The organism is Janthinobacterium sp. GL_088, assembly GCF_057837845.1.
The window spans coordinates 6,429,810-6,450,855 of sequence record NZ_CM174453.1 but is presented as its reverse complement, the minus strand read 5'-3'; the positions used below and the strand labels follow the sequence as shown (position 1 = coordinate 6,450,855).

Sequence of the window (21,046 nt, the reverse complement as noted above, 5' to 3'; positions counted from 1 at the left end):
AATTACTAACTTGTCAATGCTACGGCAGGGTAAAGGGATACACGGTGCTGGTGAAAAAAGTACTCAAGAAAAAAGTCCTGCTCGGGGCGCTGGCCGGCGTGGCGCTGGTTGCCGCCGCGCTGGCCGGTTACCGGGTGTTTGGCTGGGGCGCGATGGGGCCAGTCAACGGCTTGAAGCTCGATTTGTCGCGGCCCGACGCGCTGGTCCGCACGAAAAGCCTGTCGGCCTTGCCGCGCGACTTGCTGACGGTGCCGCTGGCGCGCGACGTGCTGCGCGAGGATTTCCTGTTCTATTACGAGCAGAGCGAAGACCGGCTGGGCCTGAAGGGCAGCTTGCGCCGCATCGCTTATGAGCATGAATTGGGCTGGGGCGACCAGCTGCTGCGCATGGTGCTGGACCAGCCGGCGGAAGTGGCCTTGTGGCGCGACGCCGACGGCTCGCTCAAGCACTTTGCCATTGCCGTGTCGCGCAGCCAGCTCACGCGTTTGCTGGAGGAAGCGGGCAAGATCGCCCTGAAGGATACGCAGATGCGCGTGGCCGGCAGCTTGCGCGTCGATGGCGGCCAGGTGCCCGTGTATGCGCTGAACTATGCCTACCAGCGCACCTTGCTGTTTGCCGCGCACGGCCAGCGCCTGGTCATCCTTTCCCATCCCGGCATGCTGTATGGCGGCAGCGACGGCCAGCATGGCGATGGCACGGCCGAGAAAACCGTGGCCAGCCTGTTGGCGCCAGAGCCGGCCAAACAAAACGTTTTTCATCCGCAGTTCCATCTCGACGGCGCCGCGCCCGAGGGCCACAGCATCGCCGTCAAGGCAGATTTCCTGTCGTTCGGCTACCAGCCCTTCTTTGGCGCCTTAGAGGCGCTGCGCTTCGATTTTCAACAGGGCGTCTGGCAATCGAAGGTGCTGCTCAATGCCGACAAGCTGAAGAACGGCGGCTACGACAGCAGCGCCCTGTGGCCCGTGCTGCCGCACAACCCGAGCGCCTGCTTCAGCGTGCCGGTGGACTGGACCGCGCTGCAGCCTGTGCTCAAGCGCCTGGGCAGCAAGACGTCGGAGCCCGTGGTGCCGCTGGCCGGGCACTTGCAAGGGCCTGCCGCCGCGTGCTGGTACGGCAATTCGCGCCTGCATACGCCGGTTTTTGTTGCCACGCGCAGTGCGCAGGCCGGTGATGACGCCGTCTATGGCAGCCTGTTCGAGGCGGCCATCGGCGGCAAGGACCCCGTGCGCAAAAGGACAGGCAAAGATGGTGCCACGCGTTGGGAACGCAATGTCGCCACTGCCCTGGGCCAGTCCACGCCGGCGCTGGCCGTGGCCGGCAATACCGTAGTCTTCTCGGCCGACGGCAAGCTGGTGGACCAGGTGCTGGCCGTGCGCCGCAAGCAAGCGCCGGCCGCCAGCGACCTGCTGCCCGATGGCGCGCGCACGATCGGCCTGATCGCGCCGGCGTCGCTGGCCCGGCTGATCCAGCTGGAAGCCTTCGACACCCTGCCGGCGAATAACGAACCGGTCTTGCGCGCAGCCGCCAACGAACACCTGGTGCCGCGCCTGAACGCCTTGAAAAAATATCCGCCGCTGCGCATGGTGCTCAAGCGGCAGCCAGCCAGCGGCACGTCATGGGAAACGCTGGAATGGCAGGAGACTGCGCGATGACGCTTTGGCATGGGCGGCATGGACGCCGTGCCGCCTTGCGCTGGCTGGCGGCCTGCGCCGCCACCGCGGCAATGCCTGCGTGGGCCCTGCGCGCGGTCGCCGAACCGCAAGTGCAGCTGTCGCAGGCACAGAGCCGCGCCTTCCAGGCCTGGATGCTGCGCATCGTCAACGCGCAGATCGAACGGGGGCCGTCGCCGCGCTGGACGCACCGCGATTGCGCCGGCCTGGTGCGCTTTGCCGTCAACGAAGCGCTCACCGTGCATGACGCGAAGTGGCTGCATGCGAACGGCATCGCCAGCGACCGGCGCCTGCCGCCCGAGCTGGAATTGAGCGCGTCCCAGGCTGCCCTGCGCAACCGCTGGGTGCAGACGGGCGGCAGCATCGGCCACTTCGTCACGGCGCTGGCGCTGGTGCAGCACAACAGCCGTTTCATCGCCCGCGAAATCAGCCAGGCGCTGCCCGGCGACCTGCTGTTTTTCGACCAGGGCGACGAACAGCATCTGATGGTCTGGATGGGGGCGCGCATCGCCTACCACACCGGCACAGTCACCCCCGACGACAATGGTCTGCGGACCGTCGATATCAAAGAACTTACGAGCTGGAAGGACACGCGGTGGCAACCTGTGGTCAACAATCCCAATTTCGCCGGGGTGTTCCGGCTGGCGTTTTTATCATGAGGCCGATTTTTGTCATGAAGCTGTTCTTTGCCAGCCTGCTGGCGTTGCTCCTCATTGGCGGCGCCTCGGCGCAGGAACGCGAACCGAGCAACGAGTCTAGCAACTACGCCACCTTCAAGGGCGAACCCTTTTTCCTGCTCTCGGACGCCAGCTACGGCAGTCTGGATGAAGCGCGCGTGCGCCTGGAAGTGCCGGGCCGCGACATGGGGCGCATGAACCTGGAAGCGTATTCGGGTGCCGACATCGTCGTCTACCGCGTGCCCGAACCGATGGAATTCCTGAAAAAGCAGCGCAATCTGCACCGCATCCAGGTCGAGGGCAATTACCAGGGCGAAGGCTTGGCCAACACCTTGAGCTTTTTGTGGGATCGCTGGTGGAAGCAGTCGCGCCTGGCCTGGCGCAAGCTGTTTTCCGGCGACGCGCGCCTGGCCGTTACCAAAGAGCAGCCGCAGCTGGCGACGAATGACGCCATCCGCCGGCGCACCGTGTTCGCCAATCATCCGCAGTACAAGCCGATCAAGGGTATGGAGCTGGTCGACAGCTTCCGCTATCCGATCTGGCAGGCCAAGGCCATCGCCCCGCCGAAAGGCGTCAAGCTCGATGGATCGAGCAGCGACTTCGTCGTCGCCGGCGCCGGCAACGTGATGATCCCGCTGGGCAAACGCAAGCCGGGCCTGTACCTGATCGAAGCGATTATCGGCGAACACCGCGCCACCACTCTGGTGTTCGTGTCGGACACGGTGGCCGTCACCAAGGTATCGTCCGGCCAGATGCTGGTCTGGACGGCGCGGCGCGACAACAGTGCCGCCGTGGCCGGCGCCAATGTGGCGTGGACGGACGGCACCGGCGTGTTGCAATCGGCCACCACGGGTGCAGATGGCGTCGCCTCGCTCGAGCGCGGCAGCCCGGAACACACGTATGTGCTGGGCCAGGACCGCGACGGTGGCGTGTTCGTGTCCGAGAATTTTTACTATGACAGCGAAATCTATAACACCAAGATTTATGCGGTGACGGATCGGCCCCTGTACCGGCCCGGCGACGAAGTCAACGTCAAGTTTTTGGGCCGCGAATTCACCTCAGCACGCAATTCGCAGGCGGCAAGCGCGGCGCCGATCAGCTTGAGCGTGCTCAATCCGAACGGCACGCCACTGCTGACGCAAACGCTGCAGCTGTCCGGCGACACGGGCGCGGACACGCGCTTCCGCCTGCCCACGGAAGCGACCGCCGGCGGCTATGAACTGCGCTTCAATTACAAGGATGGCGCGTATGGCGCGGCCTTCCGCGTGGCCGAATACGTCAAGCCGCACTTTGAAATCAACGTCCAGCCCTCGAAGCCGGAATTCAAGACGGGCGAGGCCGTCAAGGGCAGCATCGCGTTGCGCTACCCCGATGGCAAGCCCGTGAAAAACGCGAAGATGACCTTGTCGCTGCGCGGCCAGCAAAACACCATGGTTGAAGGCGAGCTGCGTTACAGCGGCTTATTCCCGGTGGCCTTGAAGACCGAGGAAGTGACGAGCGACGGCAGCGGCAATGTGGACTTCACCTTGCCGCCCGCCGCCGATCCCTCGCGCTACATCCTGACCGTGCTGGCGACCGATGGCGCGGCTTACCGCGTCAAGGCGACGCGCGAGCTGATGATAGAACGCTCGAGCAGCAGCTACCAGCTGAAAGCCACGCGCCAGTTTTCCGATCCGGGACAAAACGTGCATTTCGACTTGCTGGCAGACGGCCAGGGCGCGGCGAAGCCCGTGCGCTGGGAGATGGTGCAGCTGGAAAAACAGAGCAAGACCGACGGCGCGTTCGATCCAAACGCCAAGGGCTGGGACGTGACATTCCCCACCTCTGGTTCGTACCAGCTGGCGCTGCGCGACGAGCGCGGCAACCTGCTGGCCGCCGCCAGCCACTGGGTGTCTGGCGATGGCGTGCAGACGACGCCGGGGAGCATCGAGATCGTGCTGGACCGCGCCCGCTATCGTCCGGGCGACACGGCCGAAGTCCTGATCACTTTCTCCGACAAGGTAGACCAGGCGCTGTTCACGTTAGAACGCGACAAGGTGGAACAATATGGCTTGATGGCCGGCGCCGCCAGTTGGTACCAGGCGAAGCGCGTGGCGCCGCGGCAGTGGAGAGTGCGCATCCCTGTAAAAGAAGAGCATGGCCCGAACATGACGTTCTCGGTGGCGTACACGCGCAATGGCGACTTCGTCTTCGAGAACGCCGGCTTGCAAGTGATCGAGCCGCGCATCGCGCTGCAGTTCAAGAGCGACAAGGAGGTCTATCAGCCGGGCGAGAAGGTCACGCTGGACGTCAAGGCGACTCTGGACGGCAAGCCTTTGAGCACGATGGTGGCGCTGGGCGTGGTCGATGAAATGATCTATGTGCTGCAGCCGGAAATCGCGCCGGACATCGGCGACTTTTTCTATCACCCGCGCCGCAACAACGTGCGCACTACGGCCAGCCTGTCGTTCATCAGCTACGACATGGCGCAGGGACGCACGGCCGGCGCACCGGCGCGCCACAATTACAACGAGCGCGGCGTCAAGGTGCTGGAGCGTCCGCGCCGCGACAATATCGATACGGCTTACTGGGCGCCGTCGCTGAAGACCGACGCGAATGGCAATGCGCGCGTGAGTTTCACCATGCCCGACGCGCTGACCCGCTGGCGTATCACGGGCCGCGCGATGGATGAGCAGGGGCGCGTCGGCCAGCGCACCGCCTATCTGCGTTCCGATAAAAACTTCTATGCCAAGTGGACGGCCCCCGACTGGATGCGCGCCGGCGATGCGCCGCGTGCTTCGGTGGCCCTGTTCAACCAGACGGGCAAGGAGCAGGCGCTCGACGTTGTTCTCTCCGGCGGCGCAGGCGGCACGCAAGCGAAGACGGAAAAACTGTCCGCCAGGCCGGGCGTGAACTATATCGAATTCCCGCTCGCTGCCGGGGCCGGGCCGCTGCGTCTGGAAGTAAAACAGAATGGCAAACTGGTCGACGCGCTCGATACGGCCATGCAAACCTTGCCCGCCGCCTGGAGCAGCCCGCGCACGCTGGTGCTGCCGCTCGATGGCGCCACCGGTGATATTCCACTCAAGCTGCCGGCGGACGCGCGCAATATCCGCGTCTCGTTCGCTCAAGGAGCGGCCAGCCAGTTCGCGCGCATTGCCGACGACCTGATCGACTATCCATATGGCTGCGTGGAGCAGACGGCGAGCCGCTTGATCCCGCTGGCGCTGGCTACGCAAAGCCTGGGGCCGGACGCTGGAGCGGCAAGCGAGCGCCTGCAAACGCTGCTGACTGCGCAGCGTCTGCGTCTGGTGTCCATGGCCGGTCCGAACGCTGTCTTCGGCTGGTGGGGCAACGCCACGGCCGGCAATGCCCTGATGACGGCCTACGCTTATTACGCGGACTGGTATGCGGCGCGCGCGCTGCATATCGAGTTGCCATCCGAGCACTGGAACAAGCTGCTGGCCGTCTACAGCGAACATGGCTTGAAGGATGCGATGGGCGACCGCGCACTGGTACTGTGGATGGCGCGCGAGATGGGGTTACCGACGCAGACCCTGGCGGCGGGACTGGTGGACGACAGCGCCATCGCCGTCCTGGGAGGCAAGCCGCGCCAGGCGGGCGACAGCGGCAGCCTGCTGCTGGGCGGAGCCTCTGACCGCGAAGCGCAAGCGATGTCGTTAGGTCTGGTGGCGGTGGTCGCCAGCCAGAATGGCATCGCTCTGCCGCATTCGCTGCAGCTGCAAGTGGCCAGTTCGTGGCAGGTGCTGGGTGTATCGAAAGCGCCGGTGGCGCAGGCTTTGCTGATGCTGGCCGGCGAAGTGCCGTCATCGCAGGCTGACGTGGTGCTGGCCAGCGTGCGCGCCGAGATGCCGACCCTGGACCGCGCGATGACGTTGATGTGGGTGCAAAAGAAGCTGGGCGGTGCATCGTTCGGCAAGGGGCCGGCCGTCACGCTGGACGGCGCCTGGCAAAAACGCGACAGCCGCAGCGGCCAGCCGGTCTGGCGTTGGGCCGACGCCAAGGGCCTGCCCGACAAACTGCGTCTCACCGCATCGACCGCGGCGCCGGCCGGCACGGTGGCCGTGCTGCAGTACGACAGCCACGGCGCCGAAGCGCCAACCTTGCCGGTTGCCGTCGAACGTCGCATCCTGCGCATGAAGGCGGGCAAGGGCGGCTACACGACGGAGCTGGTCAAGCCGGGCGAGGCGCTCAGCACGGACGCGCTCTACCTCGATGAAATCACCTTGAAAGCGGCGCCGGGCACGAAGCACCGCTTTGGCTTGCTGGAAGTGGCGCTGCCACCGGGCGCCATGGTCGAATCGACTACCTGGGGCATGGTCATGGCAGGCGACAAGCCGGCCGCGCTGGAACGCGCGCGCCACACCGAGCGCCGCGACGGCTACGCCGTGCCGATCGAGCCTTTGGAAGGCGAAGTGACCGTGCGCCATTTGATCCGTTTTGCGCAGAAGGGCAGTTATGTGCTGCCGCCGGCGCGCTTTTACCGAATGTATCAGCCGGAGCAGAAAGCCTTCGAAGGCGGCGGCAAGACCACGCGCGCGTTGAAGGTCGAGTGATGGGCTTTGTACGTCTCGCCTTGATGGTTGCCACGCTGCTGGCGACGCCCGCTTTTTCGGCCTCGCTGGATGTGGCCTGGTGGCGTGACGGCAAAATCGAAGTGCGGCAGCTGCGCCAGGGCGGCACAGCGCCGCCACCGTTTGACGGCGCGCGGCAAGTGCCGCTGGCCAGCCTGTGGAAGCTGTTCGTGTATGTGTACGCGAACGATAACAAGGTGGCGATGCCGGACTATCGCTGCGGCGGCCGTGATCCGGAAGAAGTGTATTGCTGCGATGCGGGCCAGAGCATCGGCCACGACGCGGCGCTGGCGCAGTCCTGCGGTCCATTTTTCTCGCCCAGGCGGCTGATGATCACGGCCACGCCGTGGCGCAAATACTGGACCGGCCGCCTGGGTAGCGCGCCGGCAGGCGACTTTGCCTGGCTGTCCGACCCCGCGCAGCTGGCACCAAAGCGCACGGTACGCCTGGACAGCCTGTTGCGCGCGCTGGACAGCATCCCGGCCGCCAGCCGCGTGGACGCCGAGGCGGCGCTGCTGCGCGTGGTACTGGATGGACGCGGCGCCGGTACGGCGCGCTGGTTCGGCAGCCAGTTGCGCGTCAAAACGTATTCCTGGCACGAGCAGCGCCGGGCAGACGAACGTATCGGCGGCGCGGCCGGCTGGCTGGCCGACGGCACGCCGATCTGGTTTGGCGGCGCGGGCGGCAGCAGCAATGTCTTTGAACAGTGGGCGCCCAGGCTGGCCGCCAGCTTGCCGAAAGTGGGCGCGGCCGACGATGGCGGCTGCGTGGTGGTCGATTACTTCAAGCGCTATCCGATCCGTGCCGTGCGCGGCGAGCGTGGCGTGGCCGTAGTTGGCCCACTGAGTGGCCCGCTGAATGGCCGCTACCATGTGCAATTCGAAAATGGCCAGAACCTCGCCCTGCGCAGCAGCGGTGAACTGATGCTGGTACAAGAGAAAGGCGGCCGCCCGCAATTGCGCGGCCGCTTCGGCGTCAATGAATATGTGGCGCGCGTGCTCGATCGCGAAGCGAGTACTAATGAGCCGGAAGCGGCCAAGGCGCTGGCGATTGCCGCGCGCACGTATCTGCAGCAGAACGCAGTGACCGTGGCAGGCTGCCAGCAGATCGCCGACAGCAGCGCAACCCAGCGCGTCAGTCCCAGTCCCGCCACACCGGCGGCGCTGGCCATTGCGCGCTGGACCGACCAGCTGATCGTCGATGGCGTCACCGTGCGCTATCACAGCCACCAGGCGTCCGAGGGGACCATGGCGTGGAGCGAGGCGGTGCGCCAGGCGAAACAAGGCAAGCACTATGATGAATTGCTGGCGACGGCCTATCCTGGGGGTGCGCTGAGCACCTTTGGCAATACCGGCGCGCGTTGCCGGCGCCTGGCGCAGAACGAGGATTGGCTGGCGCGGTCCGTGCCGCGCTGGCAGCGCGTGCTGCTGCGCGAGGCTGGCTACGAGGCGCCGCCGCAAGCGCCGCTGGTCTGCGCCTTGCAGAGCGGCGCGCCGTATTCGGAGCAGTCGCGCAACCGTATCTACATGCGGCCGCTGGCCACGCGCGAAGACCGCATTACCCTGGCCCATGAATACCTGCATCTTGGCCTGCGCAACCATCCGCGCGGCCAGGACGAAGAATATGTCGAGCGGCTGGCCCGCCGGCTCGTCGACCTTAACCTGGAGGCCCTGTGAGTTTTTATATCCGTTGCGCGATTCCCCTGATGCTATTGCCACTCTGGGCGCAAGCCCAGGTCACCATTGACGCCCCCAAGAGTGGCTGGCGCAATTCGGCCGGCGCTAGCGAGGAATACACGCAAGCGGTCAACTACCCCGCCGCGTCGGTCAACCTGCAGCCGGGCCAGGCCGAAACGGCGCAGATACGGGGGCGCATCGCCGGCGCCGTCAAGGGCAAGCCCGCTACGTTGGTGGTCAATGGCGTGGCGATGCCGATGGAAGTGGGTGAGGATGGCAGCTACGGCCGTCCCTATGGCTTCGGCAGCGGCTCGAACAGCGTGGAAGTGCGCTCGCCCGATGGCAGGAGCCGCGCGCGCACCCAGTTCGTCGACAGCTACCAGGGCAAGACCCAGGCGCGCTTGCGCATCGTGCTGTCGTGGGACAGCGCCGGCACCGACCTCGATATGCACGTGGTCACGCCGGACGGTGGTCACGCCTGGTACGGCAATCGCGTCTTGAAAGATGGCGGCGCGCTGGATGTGGACGTAACCACCGGTTATGGCCCGGAGATCTTTTCCAGCGCGGCGCCCCTGAAGGGCAATTATCACGTCTACGTCAATTATTACGGCAGCGGCGAGAATACCGCCATGCTGACCGTCGCCCGCATATCGGTCATTACCAACGAAGGCACGCCGCGTGAAAAGCTGCAGAGCTTCCAGGTGCCGATGCGAGCCGCCGGCGAGCTGACCCTGGTGAAGTCATTCGTGTTGCCATAAATGGCCCTTGCGGAGCCGCGGCACCTTGGCTATAATTCGCCCCCTCGCTGAACGACGCATGTAAATGCCGAGTGAGACGAGAAAAAGAAGGAGTTGACGGATTTAGCGAAATGCTTCATACTCTTCCTTCTTCGCAGCTGACAAACACAACGCTTTGTCGATAGCGCGAAAGCAGTAACCGAATACAGTTCTTTAACAATTAACAGTCGATAAGTGTGGGCATTTGATGTAAGTGCAGCGTCAATCTTCGGATTGGCGTAAAGCTTAAAATATCAAATGTTCACAAGAAATAATGAAATAGGCGCTACGAAAGTAGTGGCCTGTCAGTTTTTTGAGTGAGCAAATCTTTTGCAGTGCAAAAGATTTGGATGGTAGTGATGCTGTCCGACCTGTCAGAAATGACATTAAACAGAGATTAAACTGAAGAGTTTGATCCTGGCTCAGATTGAACGCTGGCGGCATGCCTTACACATGCAAGTCGAACGGCAGCACGGAGCTCGCTCTGGTGGCGAGTGGCGAACGGGTGAGTAATATATCGGAACGTACCCTAGAGTGGGGGATAACGTAGCGAAAGTTACGCTAATACCGCATACGATCTAAGGATGAAAGTGGGGGATCGCAAGACCTCATGCTCGTGGAGCGGCCGATATCTGATTAGCTAGTTGGTAGGGTAAAAGCCTACCAAGGCATCGATCAGTAGCTGGTCTGAGAGGACGACCAGCCACACTGGAACTGAGACACGGTCCAGACTCCTACGGGAGGCAGCAGTGGGGAATTTTGGACAATGGGCGAAAGCCTGATCCAGCAATGCCGCGTGAGTGAAGAAGGCCTTCGGGTTGTAAAGCTCTTTTGTCAGGGAAGAAACGGTGAGAGCTAATATCTTTTGCTAATGACGGTACCTGAAGAATAAGCACCGGCTAACTACGTGCCAGCAGCCGCGGTAATACGTAGGGTGCAAGCGTTAATCGGAATTACTGGGCGTAAAGCGTGCGCAGGCGGTTTTGTAAGTCTGATGTGAAATCCCCGGGCTCAACCTGGGAATTGCATTGGAGACTGCAAGGCTAGAATCTGGCAGAGGGGGGTAGAATTCCACGTGTAGCAGTGAAATGCGTAGATATGTGGAGGAACACCGATGGCGAAGGCAGCCCCCTGGGTCAAGATTGACGCTCATGCACGAAAGCGTGGGGAGCAAACAGGATTAGATACCCTGGTAGTCCACGCCCTAAACGATGTCTACTAGTTGTCGGGTCTTAATTGACTTGGTAACGCAGCTAACGCGTGAAGTAGACCGCCTGGGGAGTACGGTCGCAAGATTAAAACTCAAAGGAATTGACGGGGACCCGCACAAGCGGTGGATGATGTGGATTAATTCGATGCAACGCGAAAAACCTTACCTACCCTTGACATGGCTGGAATCCCCGAGAGATTGGGGAGTGCTCGAAAGAGAACCAGTACACAGGTGCTGCATGGCTGTCGTCAGCTCGTGTCGTGAGATGTTGGGTTAAGTCCCGCAACGAGCGCAACCCTTGTCATTAGTTGCTACGAAAGGGCACTCTAATGAGACTGCCGGTGACAAACCGGAGGAAGGTGGGGATGACGTCAAGTCCTCATGGCCCTTATGGGTAGGGCTTCACACGTCATACAATGGTACATACAGAGCGCCGCCAACCCGCGAGGGGGAGCTAATCGCAGAAAGTGTATCGTAGTCCGGATTGTAGTCTGCAACTCGACTGCATGAAGTTGGAATCGCTAGTAATCGCGGATCAGCATGTCGCGGTGAATACGTTCCCGGGTCTTGTACACACCGCCCGTCACACCATGGGAGCGGGTTTTACCAGAAGTAGGTAGCTTAACCGTAAGGAGGGCGCTTACCACGGTAGGATTCGTGACTGGGGTGAAGTCGTAACAAGGTAGCCGTATCGGAAGGTGCGGCTGGATCACCTCCTTTCTAGAGTTTGCACGAATCAGCAATGATTCACGCATCAAATGTTCACACTTATCGGCTGTTTAATTAAGAAGAAACAGTAGTCGTAGTAGTTCCGCGTTGGGGCTGTAGCTCAGCTGGTTAGAGCACCGTGTTGATAACGCGGGGGTCGTTGGTTCGAGTCCAACCAGCCCTACCAGCTAATTAGTAAAATCTCAGGGGGATTAGCTCAGCTGGGAGAGCACCTGCTTTGCAAGCAGGGGGTCGTCGGTTCGATCCCGTCATCCTCCACCACGTTTTACTCGAAAGTACAAATGTAAGCCTGTGGGTTTAGATTTGATCTTTTAGCGATCAAAGCTGTTTCGTTCTTTAACAATCTGGAAGAAGTAAAGATTATTTATTGATCGGTTTGCCGTAAAAAGCGAATCGATGGGTAATGATTGTATGTATCAACAAACAAGCAACAACGTTGTACTTTCTTATCCCTGTAGCGCTCTTTGATTATTTAGGTAATCAGAGGCTAACGTTATAGGGACAAGCGAATAAGTGCACATGGTGGATGCCTTGGCGATTACAGGCGATGAAGGACGTAGTAGCTTGCGATAAGCTGCGGGGAGTGAGCAAACACACTTTGATCCGCAGATTTCCGAATGGGGCAACCCACCCTTTTAGGGTATTGCATACTGAATACATAGGTATGCAAGGCGAACGCGGCGAACTGAAACATCTAAGTAGCTGCAGGAAAAGAAATCAACCGAGATTCCCAAAGTAGCGGCGAGCGAAATGGGAAGAGCCTGTACGTGATAGTCGGACTGATAGAAGAATCCTCTGGAAATAGGAACCGTAGCGGGTGATAGTCCCGTATTCGAAATCAGACCGGTGGTACTAAGCGTACGACAAGTAGGGCGGGACACGTGACATCCTGTCTGAATATGGGGGGACCATCCTCCAAGGCTAAATACTCGTAATCGACCGATAGTGAACCAGTACCGTGAGGGAAAGGCGAAAAGAACCCCGGAAGGGGAGTGAAATAGATCCTGAAACCGTGTGCATACAAACAGTAGGAGCGGACTTGTTCCGTGACTGCGTACCTTTTGTATAATGGGTCAGCGACTTACATTCAGTGGCAAGGTTAACCATATAGGGAAGCCGTAGAGAAATCGAGTCCGAATAGGGCGATCAGTCGCTGGGTGTAGACCCGAAACCAAGTGATCTACTCATGGCCAGGATGAAGGTGCGGTAACACGCCCTGGAGGTCCGAACCCACTAATGTTGAAAAATTAGGGGATGAGCTGTGGGTAGGGGTGAAAGGCTAAACAAACTTGGAAATAGCTGGTTCTCTCCGAAAACTATTTAGGTAGTGCCTCAAGTATCACCATCGGGGGTAGAGCACTGTTATGGCTAGGGGGTCATTGCGACTTACCAAACCATTGCAAACTCCGAATACCGATGAGTGCGAGCTTGGGAGACAGACGTCGGGTGCTAACGTCCGGCGTCAAGAGGGAAACAACCCAGACCGCCAGCTAAGGTCCCAAAGATTGGCTAAGTGGAAAACGAAGTGGGAAGGCTAAAACAGTCAGGATGTTGGCTTAGAAGCAGCCATCATTTAAAGAAAGCGTAATAGCTCACTGATCGAGTCGTCCTGCGCGGAAGATGTAACGGGGCTAAGCCAGTCACCGAAGCTGCGGATATTGTTCTGTGATTTATCACAGATATATATGGTAGGAGAGCGTTCTGTAAGCCTGCGAAGGTGTCTTGTAAAGGATGCTGGAGGTATCAGAAGTGCGAATGCTGACATGAGTAGCGATAATGGGGGTGAAAAGCCTCCACGCCGTAAGCCCAAGGTTTCCTGTTCAACGTTCATCGGAGCAGGGTGAGTCGGCCCCTAAGGCGAGGCAGAGATGCGTAGCTGATGGGAAGCAGGTTAATATTCCTGCACCGTCGTATGATGCGATGGGGGGACGGATCGCGGAAGGTTGTCCAACTGTTGGAATAGTTGGTTTTTGGCTCATAGAAGGCGCTTAGGCAAATCCGGGCGCGGAATTCAAGGGGTTGAGACGAGTGCACTTGTGCACGAAGCAATCGGAAGTGGTTCCAAGAAAAGCCTCTAAGCTTCAGTCATACGAGACCGTACCGCAAACCGACACAGGTGGGCGAGATGAGTATTCTAAGGCGCTTGAGAGAACTCGGGAGAAGGAACTCGGCAAATTGGTACCGTAACTTCGGGAAAAGGTACGCCCCGGTAGCTTGACCACTTTACTGTGGAAGGGTGAAAGGGTTGCAATAAACTGGTGGCTGCGACTGTTTAATAAAAACACAGCACTCTGCAAACACGAAAGTGGACGTATAGGGTGTGACGCCTGCCCGGTGCTGGAAGATTAAATGATGGGGTGCAAGCTCTTGATTGAAGTCCCAGTAAACGGCGGCCGTAACTATAACGGTCCTAAGGTAGCGAAATTCCTTGTCGGGTAAGTTCCGACCTGCACGAATGGCGTAACGATGGCCACACTGTCTCCTCCCGAGACTCAGCGAAGTTGAAATGTTTGTGATGATGCAATCTACCCGCGGCTAGACGGAAAGACCCCATGAACCTTTACTGTAGCTTTGCATTGGACTTTGAACCAATCTGTGTAGGATAGGTGGGAGGCTTTGAAGCGGGGACGCTAGTTCTCGTGGAGCCAACCTTGAAATACCACCCTGGTTTGTTTGAGGTTCTAACCTTGGTCCGTTATCCGGATCGGGGACAGTGCATGGTAGGCAGTTTGACTGGGGCGGTCTCCTCCTAAAGTGTAACGGAGGAGTTCGAAGGTACGCTAGATACGGTCGGACATCGTGTTGATAGTGCAATGGCATAAGCGTGCTTAACTGCGAGACTGACAAGTCGAGCAGGTACGAAAGTAGGACATAGTGATCCGGTGGTTCTGTATGGAAGGGCCATCGCTCAACGGATAAAAGGTACTCTGGGGATAACAGGCTGATTCCTCCCAAGAGTTCATATCGACGGGGGAGTTTGGCACCTCGATGTCGGCTCATCACATCCTGGGGCTGTAGCCGGTCCCAAGGGTATGGCTGTTCGCCATTTAAAGTGGTACGTGAGCTGGGTTTAAAACGTCGTGAGACAGTTTGGTCCCTATCTGCCGTGGGCGTTGGAAATTTGAAGGGGGCTGCTCCTAGTACGAGAGGACCGGAGTGGACGAACCTCTGGTGTACCGGTTGTCACGCCAGTGGCATTGCCGGGTAGCTAAGTTCGGAAGAGATAACCGCTGAAAGCATCTAAGCGGGAAACTTGCCTTGAGATGAGATTTCCCAGAGCCTTGAGCTCTTTGAAGGGTCGTTCGAGACCAGGACGTTGATAGGCTGGGTGTGGAAGTGCAGTAATGCATTAAGCTAACCAGTACTAATTGCCCGTACGGCTTGTCCCTATAACCTTAGCAGGTACAGAGGATAAGACGGTACAACGTTGCGTGTGTGTTGATACTACTATTCATTACCCCAATCTTTGCTTCTTCCAGATTCAGGCTTTGTCGCTCCATTGAGGACAAACGCCAGTACAAGTTATGCCTGATGACCATAGCAAGTTGGTCCCACCCCTTCCCATCCCGAACAGGACCGTGAAACAACTTTGCGCCGATGATAGTGCTGCAACCAGTGTGAAAGTAGGTTATCGTCAGGCTTGTTATTTGCAGTAGAGAAAAACCCCGCCAGCAATGGTGGGGTTTTTTTTCGTCTGCTGGTTTTGCAGGTTTTACGGCGTACAGGCGTAAAAAAAGCAGCGCTGCGCGCTGCCTTTTGCATTATCACCATATGTTGTGCACGGCGGGCACCGTCATGTTCTCTTCATATTCACACTGTACGATGACTTCCATTCTCATCAAGTAAATGTGTGCATCCATGTTGGCCAAGCTTAAACTCGTCAAAACGTCCAAAGGCATCGATAGCGCCTTGATGCTGTCGGCCATGCTGATACTCTGGATCGGCAATTACAGCAACCTCGATCTCATGATCGCCGACAGTATGTTCGACGGGACGCGTGGGCAATTTGCTGGCACGGGCAGCGCGTGGGCGGGTAATTTCCAGCTCGGCATGATCTCGCTTGGCTCCGCCTTGATCAGCTTGGCCATCTGGGACACCTTGCACCCGCTGGCCTGGCTTGCTTCACGCCGCAGCGCCTTGCGCGTCGTGGCCTTGTCGGCCGTTCTGGTGCCGTTAAGTATTTATTTGCTCTCTTCTTTCAGCGATGTGCCTTGCCCCACGGATTTGTTGCGCTATGGGGGACTGGAGCCGTACACGCGCCTGCTGGAAACATTGCCGGCCAGTGCCTCTGGTATGGTCTGCCTGCCCGCCACGCAGGCGAACACTGCCTGGTGGATGCTGGCCTTGCCATTGTTCTGTCTGCCCGAACGGCCACGCACGGCGCTTCTGTTCGCTTGTGTCATGCTGTTGTGTGGTTTGGCGGCAGGCTGGCAGCAGCAATTGCATGGTACGCAATTTTTCACACACACCTTGTGGTCTGCCTGGATCGCTTCTTTCCTGATATATCTGCTGCATAAGCTGCTCCGGGACGAGGACGCGTTGGCCTGAAACACAAAAGTACGTCACAATCTGCCTGTCTAGTTGTCGTTTCATACAAAAACAGGAGCACCATGAACGAGCAGATTGCGAGAGAAGTGGTATTGGTCCGTGCTATCGAGACGGCCGACCAGAAAAAAGAAGTCCTCAGCGAGGATGACCGCATGTATGCCAGCCGCAGCGCGCGTGAGCTTGCGCAGTGGCAAGCTTCGGGCAAGCAGGCCGAAGTGACAGGTGACGATTTCCTGCAGCAGCGCTCCGAGCTGATCCTCAAGCGCATCACCGAACGCACGCCTGCCTTCGCCGCTTTCGCGAAACGCCGTAACGGCATGAAAACCCTGGCGCTGACCTTGCCCTTGCTGGCACTGCTGCTGGGCGCCGGGCTCGACCGCATCACGGATCCCCATCGCGTGGATCTGCTGTCGGCGCCCTTGTTACTAATTATTGCCTGGAATGTACTGGTCTACCTGGGCTTGCTGATCTGGCTATGCATCCCTTCGCATTCCCTGGGCTGGCCGAAAGCGGGACTGGTGCGCCACCTGAGCGTGGGCCGCCTGGCCTTGCCGCGCAAGCTGCCGCACGCCCTGTCCTCGGGATTGCTCAGTTTCATGGGAGAATGGGCGCATTTGAGCGCCAAACTGACGGCCGCGCGGTTGAGCCGCACCATCCACTTGAGCGCCGCCATGTTTGCCATCGGCGCCGTTGCCTCGCTGTATGCGCGTGGCTTCCTGTCGCAATACGCGGCCGGCTGGGAAAGCACTTTTTTGAATGCCGGCCAAGTGCACAGCCTGCTTTCGACCCTGTTCGCACCGGCCATCGCCCTGTTTCATTTGCAAGGTTTTTCGCTGGCGGAAATCGAAGCGCTGCGTTTCCCGCAAACGACAACTGTCGAAGGCGGCGCGCGCTGGGTGCATTTGTATGCGGCAACCATCTTCCTGCTGGTGGTCGTTCCCCGCCTGATCTTGGCCTTGGTCAACAACTGGCGCGCCGCGCGCTTGGCCAGGAACTTTCCGCTGGATCTCGATCAACCGTATTTCCGCAAGCTCAATGAAAGCATCGGCGTGGCCACAGGCGGCATGCTGCGCGTCTTGCCATACAGCTTTACTGTCGATGAGGCACGCCACAAGGGCCTGGGGCAAATCGCCCTCATGCTGTTCGGCGAGCAGGGTCGCATGATGCTGCGTCCGTCAACGTCGTATGGCGAAGAGCCGCAGGACGTCTTGCGCGACACGGATCTGAACGATCCACAAGTCAATATCACGGCCGTGCTGTTCAACCTGACGGCGACGCCGGAAAAGGAAAATCATGGCGCCTTCCTCGATTACCTGGCGCAATCGTCGGCACGCGGCATCGCTGTACTGATCGACGAGTCCAGCTATCTGGAGCGCGCGGGCGAGCAGGTGGATACCGGCGCGCGCCTGGCGGAACGAGTCGCCTTGTGGCAACAGTTCTGCCAGTTCCACAAAACTACGGCCACCCGGGTCAATTTGCTCAATCCTGCCTTGCACCCGCTTGATGCCGGTGTCGGGCTGAAAGTATCGGCAGCAGCATGAGTGTGAATGTGAATAAAGATGTGTGGGATGATGCGGTGCAGATTCAGTTCGCGCTGATTTCGCACACGAATAATGGCAAGACGACACTGGCGCGCACCCTGGTGGGCGTGGACATCGGCGAAGTGCGCGATGCTGCCCACGTGACCGTGTTTGCGGAATCGCATACCTTGCTGGCTACGTCGCAGGGGGATGCCCTGCAATTATGGGACACGCCAGGCTTCGGCGATTCCGTGCGCCTGCTCAAGCGTCTGGGACAATCGGGCAATCCCATTGGCTGGTTCTTGCGCGAAGTGCTGGACCGTTACCGCGACCGTCCGTTCTGGCTCAGTCAGCAAGCGCTGCGCACGGCCAAGGACTCTGCCGACGTGGTGTTGTACCTGGTTAACTCCTCTGAAAATCCCCGGGACGCGGGTTACTTGTCGGCGGAAATGAAAATCCTCGCCTGGCTGGATAAGCCGGTGGTGGTTTTGCTGAACCAGATGGGGCCGCCGCGTCCGGGTAATGAGGAGCACGGCGAGCAGACGCGCTGGCGCGAGCATTTGCAGCAGTATCCGATCGTGCGTGACGTCCTGGCGCTCGATGCCTTTGCCCGCTGCTGGGTACATGAGCGGGTGTTTTACGAAGCCGTGGGTAAATTGTTGCCGCAGTCGCAGCAAGTTGGCTATGCGCGTTTGTTTGCTGCCTGGCAAGAGCAGAATACGGCGCGTTTTCAGCAGGCCATGCACTTGCTGGCTACGCAACTGGCGGTGGCAGGGCAGGATCGCGAAGCCATTGATCCGGCGTCCAGGGGCTTGCTGAAATCGGCTTTGCAGGTAGTGGGTATCGGTAAGAATGCAGAGCAGCAACGCCAGGAAAAGGCCATGGCTAGCCTGGTGGCGCGGCTCAATACGCACAGCAGCATGACCACGCGTGAACTGTTGATCTTGCACAAACTCGACCCGACCGATGCGCATAAGATCAATAGCCGGATACGGGAAAATTTCGCCGTGCGCGCGCCGATCGACAAGGCGCAAGCGGGACTCTTGGGCGCCATGATTTCCGGTGCCGCGACGGGGCTGTCGGCCGACCTGATTTCCGGCGGCCTCACCTTGGGCACAGGCGCCTTGCTTGGCGGCGTGGTCGGTGCACTGACGTTTGCGGGCGCAGCCTGGGGGTTTAATTCCGGCACGGACCGCAACGAGCCCATCATGCAATTTACGGATGCTTTCCTGCGTACACTGGTGGTGGCGGGCGTGCTGCGTTACCTGGCGGTGGCGCACTTTGGCCGTGGCCGCGGTAACTTTGTGGAAAGCGAGGCGCCGGCCTTCTGGCAGGATGAAGTCGAGCAGGCAGTGGCACGCCATGACGCTGCTTTGGCCGAGTTGTGGAAAGAAGTGCGACGGGATAAATCGCCCGAGCAGGCTGCCGAGCGCGTCTTGCCCCTCATGTCGTCCATCACTTCCGATACCCTGGCACGTCTGTATCCGGATGTGGCGCGCCTGGTGTAGATGCCTGGTGTCGATAATCAGGCGCGAGCTTGCAGCCATTGTTGTAAAAATTGCACGCACGCCCTGACCTTGGCCGAGTTCGATAGCCGCGAGGTGGTCACCGCCCACACATCGGCAGCCTGTTGATACGCGGGCAAAATGCGCACCAGCTTGCCTTGCGCCAGGCTGCTTTCCACATCCCATGCCGAGCGCAAGATGATGCCGTGGCCGTCCAGCGCCCATTGATGGACGATCTCGCCATTGTTGGCCGAGAGCGGCCCATCGACTTTCACCGTTTCCAATCCTTGCGGTCCCTGCAGTTTCCAGCGCCGCCCATCCAGGTCGCGTTCGCGGATGACGATGCAGTCATGCTCGCGCAACTGCGCCAGGGTGCCCGGCGTTCCACGTTGTGCAAGGTAGGCGGGCGCGGCGCACAGTACGCGTTGATTGCTTGCAATGCGGTGGGCGATCAGGTCCGGTTCATGGACCACGCCGATGCGAACGTCGAGATCGAAACCTTCGCCTAGCAGATCTACAGGCCGGTCGAGTAATTCCAGCTGTATTTTCAGGTTTGGATACTGCCGTGCCAGCTGGGATAGGGCAGGACCAAGCCGGTTGCGCCCGAAGCCGGAACTGGAGCAGATGCGCAGCACGCCTTGCGGCTGCAGTTTGGACTGCGCTACCGCTTCCCCCATCTGCTCGACATCTTCCAGGATGCGCTGCGCCCATTGCCGCACGATCTCGCCGTGATCGGTGACGCTGACCCGCCGCGTGGTCCGATGCAGCAAACGTACCTGCAGCGCCGCTTCCAGCATGCTGATGCGCTTGCTGACGACCGCCTTGGAAATACCCAGTTCGAGCGCCGTGGCGGCGAAGCTGGTTTTATGGGCGACCTGGCAAAACAGGCGTAAGTCTTCCAGCAGCGGCGTATGCTTCATTGATTGACCACGAAATGTGAATACTTGGGTTATGAATTCCCTGATTGTATTCTGATCCGGCGCCAGTATCATCAACGCATCCAGCTAACATCCATCTATCACCAGGAGAATCGTATGCCCGTACACCGAATTGCAGTCATCGCCGGCGACGGCATCGGCAATGAAGTCATGCCGGAAGGGTTGCGTGTTGTCGAGGCCGCCGCGTGCCGCTTCAATATCGACCTGCAGTTCACGAAGATGGCATGGGCGAATTGTGACTACTACCTTGAACACGGCCAGATGATGCCCTCGGATTGGTTTGCCCAGCTCAAGGATTTCGACGCCATCTATTTTGGCGCCGTGGGCTGGCCGGAGAAGGTGCCTGACCATATCTCCTTATGGGGTTCGCTATTGAAATTCCGGCGCGAGTTCGATGAATACGTCAACTTGCGGCCTGTGCGCTTGATGCCTGGCGTGCCGTGTCCGCTGGCGAATAAAAAGCCCGGTGATATCGACTTTTATGTGGTGCGTGAAAATACGGAAGGAGAGTATTCATCCGTGGGCGGGCGCATGTTCGAGGGGACGGAGCGCGAGACCGTGCTGCAGGAATCTGTCTTTACGCGCAAGGGCGTCGACCGTATCCTGAAGTATGCGTTTGAGCTGGCGCAAAGCCGGCCTAAAAAACACCTGACATCGGCCACCAAGTCGAATGGCATTGCGATCAGTATGCCATATTGGGATGAGCGGGTGGAGGCGATGGGCCCGAGCTTTCCCGATGTCCGCTGGGATAAATACCATATCGACATCCTGGCAGCCCGTTTCGTGCTTAGTCCCGAGCGTTTTGACGTAGTGGTCGCTTCGAATCTGTTTGGCGACATCCTGTCCGATCTGGGGCCCGCCTGCACGGGGACGATTGCCATTGCACCATCGGCCAATATCAATCCGGAGCGCACGTTCCCTTCGGTCTTCGAACCGGTACACGGTTCCGCACCCGATATCTATGGCCAGAATATCGCCAATCCGATCGGCATGATCTGGTCGGGTGCCATGATGCTGGACTTCCTCGGTAATGGCGATACCAATTACACGGCGGCGCATGACGCGATTGTGCGCGCCATTGAACAGGTGCTTGAGCATGGTCCGCGCACAGCGGATATGGGCGGCAGCGCCAGTACGACCGATGTGGGCATGGCGGTTGCCGAATTACTCAAATAAAGCTTGCCGCCCATGGGCGGCTTTGCTATAGTTCGCCTCCCCAATGA

Annotated in this window: 10 protein-coding genes, 2 tRNA genes and 3 rRNA genes; 14 read left to right on the top strand and 1 reads right to left on the bottom strand. The window is 59.5% G+C overall.

Annotation, left to right across the window (positions count from 1 at the left end; genetic code table 11):
• Window positions 1-50: 50 nt before the first annotated feature.
• From AC3IQ7_RS28875 to AC3IQ7_RS28815, 13 genes are all read left to right on the top strand, one after another.
• Complete coding sequence (locus tag AC3IQ7_RS28875) at window positions 51-1,652, top strand: DUF2138 family protein (protein ID WP_489208014.1); 1,602 nt, start codon at window positions 51-53, stop codon at window positions 1,650-1,652.
• Window positions 1,649-2,329: a DUF1175 family protein gene (locus AC3IQ7_RS28870; protein ID WP_322429003.1), complete on the top strand. Its 681-nt coding sequence runs from the start codon at window positions 1,649-1,651 to the stop codon at window positions 2,327-2,329. Before AC3IQ7_RS28875 ends, AC3IQ7_RS28870 begins: the two co-directional genes overlap by 4 nt.
• On the top strand, window positions 2,326-6,903 hold the full coding sequence (locus AC3IQ7_RS28865; RefSeq protein WP_489208013.1) for an alpha-2-macroglobulin family protein: 4,578 nt from the start codon (window positions 2,326-2,328) through the stop codon (window positions 6,901-6,903). Before AC3IQ7_RS28870 ends, AC3IQ7_RS28865 begins: the two co-directional genes overlap by 4 nt.
• Window positions 6,903-8,597, top strand: coding sequence for a DUF2300 domain-containing protein (locus tag AC3IQ7_RS28860; RefSeq protein ID WP_489208012.1), 1,695 nt, complete (start codon window positions 6,903-6,905; stop codon window positions 8,595-8,597). Before AC3IQ7_RS28865 ends, AC3IQ7_RS28860 begins: the two co-directional genes overlap by 1 nt.
• Window positions 8,598-8,626: 29 nt before the next feature.
• Window positions 8,627-9,355 (top strand): YfaP family protein, encoded by a 729-nt coding sequence (locus AC3IQ7_RS28855; RefSeq protein ID WP_099403830.1) that lies wholly within the window; start codon window positions 8,627-8,629, stop codon window positions 9,353-9,355.
• A gap of 417 nt (window positions 9,356-9,772) precedes the next feature.
• Window positions 9,773-11,303, top strand: a 16S ribosomal RNA gene (locus AC3IQ7_RS28850).
• Window positions 11,304-11,401: 98 nt separating this feature from the next.
• Window positions 11,402-11,478: transfer RNA gene (locus AC3IQ7_RS28845), tRNA-Ile, on the top strand.
• A 19-nt stretch (window positions 11,479-11,497) separates the two neighbouring features.
• Window positions 11,498-11,573 (top strand) — tRNA-Ala (locus AC3IQ7_RS28840).
• A 238-nt stretch (window positions 11,574-11,811) separates the two neighbouring features.
• Window positions 11,812-14,701: ribosomal RNA gene (locus AC3IQ7_RS28835) — 23S ribosomal RNA — on the top strand.
• Between the two features lie 138 nt (window positions 14,702-14,839).
• A 5S ribosomal RNA gene (gene rrf / locus AC3IQ7_RS28830) occupies window positions 14,840-14,952 on the top strand.
• Together the 16S, 23S and 5S rRNA genes with 2 tRNA genes alongside form the textbook arrangement of a ribosomal RNA operon.
• A gap of 218 nt (window positions 14,953-15,170) precedes the next feature.
• A complete protein-coding gene (locus tag AC3IQ7_RS28825) occupies window positions 15,171-15,860 on the top strand; it encodes an acid phosphatase (RefSeq protein WP_322429429.1) in 690 nt (229 codons plus the stop codon).
• Between the two features lie 62 nt (window positions 15,861-15,922).
• Complete coding sequence (locus AC3IQ7_RS28820; RefSeq protein ID WP_489208011.1) at window positions 15,923-17,401, top strand: DUF2868 domain-containing protein; 1,479 nt, start codon at window positions 15,923-15,925, stop codon at window positions 17,399-17,401.
• Window positions 17,398-18,888, top strand: coding sequence for a DUF3482 domain-containing protein (locus AC3IQ7_RS28815; protein ID WP_489208010.1), 1,491 nt, complete (start codon window positions 17,398-17,400; stop codon window positions 18,886-18,888). Before AC3IQ7_RS28820 ends, AC3IQ7_RS28815 begins: the two co-directional genes overlap by 4 nt.
• A 17-nt stretch (window positions 18,889-18,905) precedes the next feature.
• On the opposite strand, the gene AC3IQ7_RS28810 is transcribed toward AC3IQ7_RS28815, so the two are convergent.
• Window positions 18,906-19,805 (bottom strand): LysR family transcriptional regulator, encoded by a 900-nt coding sequence (locus AC3IQ7_RS28810; RefSeq protein ID WP_489208009.1) that lies wholly within the window; start codon window positions 19,803-19,805, stop codon window positions 18,906-18,908.
• Window positions 19,806-19,919: 114 nt separating this feature from the next.
• On the opposite strand from AC3IQ7_RS28810, the gene AC3IQ7_RS28805 reads away from it, so the two are divergent.
• Window positions 19,920-20,999: a tartrate dehydrogenase gene (locus AC3IQ7_RS28805; RefSeq protein WP_489210555.1), complete on the top strand. Its 1,080-nt coding sequence runs from the start codon at window positions 19,920-19,922 to the stop codon at window positions 20,997-20,999.
• Window positions 21,000-21,046 lie beyond the last annotated feature (47 nt).

Bases quoted from the DNA above. Each gene is read 5' to 3' on its own strand.
- AC3IQ7_RS28870 (WP_322429003.1), top strand. From the start codon at position 1,649: ATGACGCTTTGGCATGGGCGGCATGGACGCCGTGCCGCCTTGCGCTGG.
- AC3IQ7_RS28865 (WP_489208013.1), top strand. From the start codon at position 2,326: ATGAGGCCGATTTTTGTCATGAAGCTGTTCTTTGCCAGCCTGCTGGCG.
- AC3IQ7_RS28860 (WP_489208012.1), top strand. From the start codon at position 6,903: ATGGGCTTTGTACGTCTCGCCTTGATGGTTGCCACGCTGCTGGCGACG.
- AC3IQ7_RS28855 (WP_099403830.1), top strand. From the start codon at position 8,627: ATGCTATTGCCACTCTGGGCGCAAGCCCAGGTCACCATTGACGCCCCC.
- AC3IQ7_RS28825 (WP_322429429.1), top strand. From the start codon at position 15,171: ATGTTGGCCAAGCTTAAACTCGTCAAAACGTCCAAAGGCATCGATAGC.
- AC3IQ7_RS28820 (WP_489208011.1), top strand. From the start codon at position 15,923: ATGAACGAGCAGATTGCGAGAGAAGTGGTATTGGTCCGTGCTATCGAG.
- AC3IQ7_RS28815 (WP_489208010.1), top strand. From the start codon at position 17,398: ATGAGTGTGAATGTGAATAAAGATGTGTGGGATGATGCGGTGCAGATT.
- AC3IQ7_RS28810 (WP_489208009.1), bottom strand. From the start codon at position 19,805: ATGAAGCATACGCCGCTGCTGGAAGACTTACGCCTGTTTTGCCAGGTC.
- AC3IQ7_RS28805 (WP_489210555.1), top strand. From the start codon at position 19,920: ATGCCCGTACACCGAATTGCAGTCATCGCCGGCGACGGCATCGGCAAT.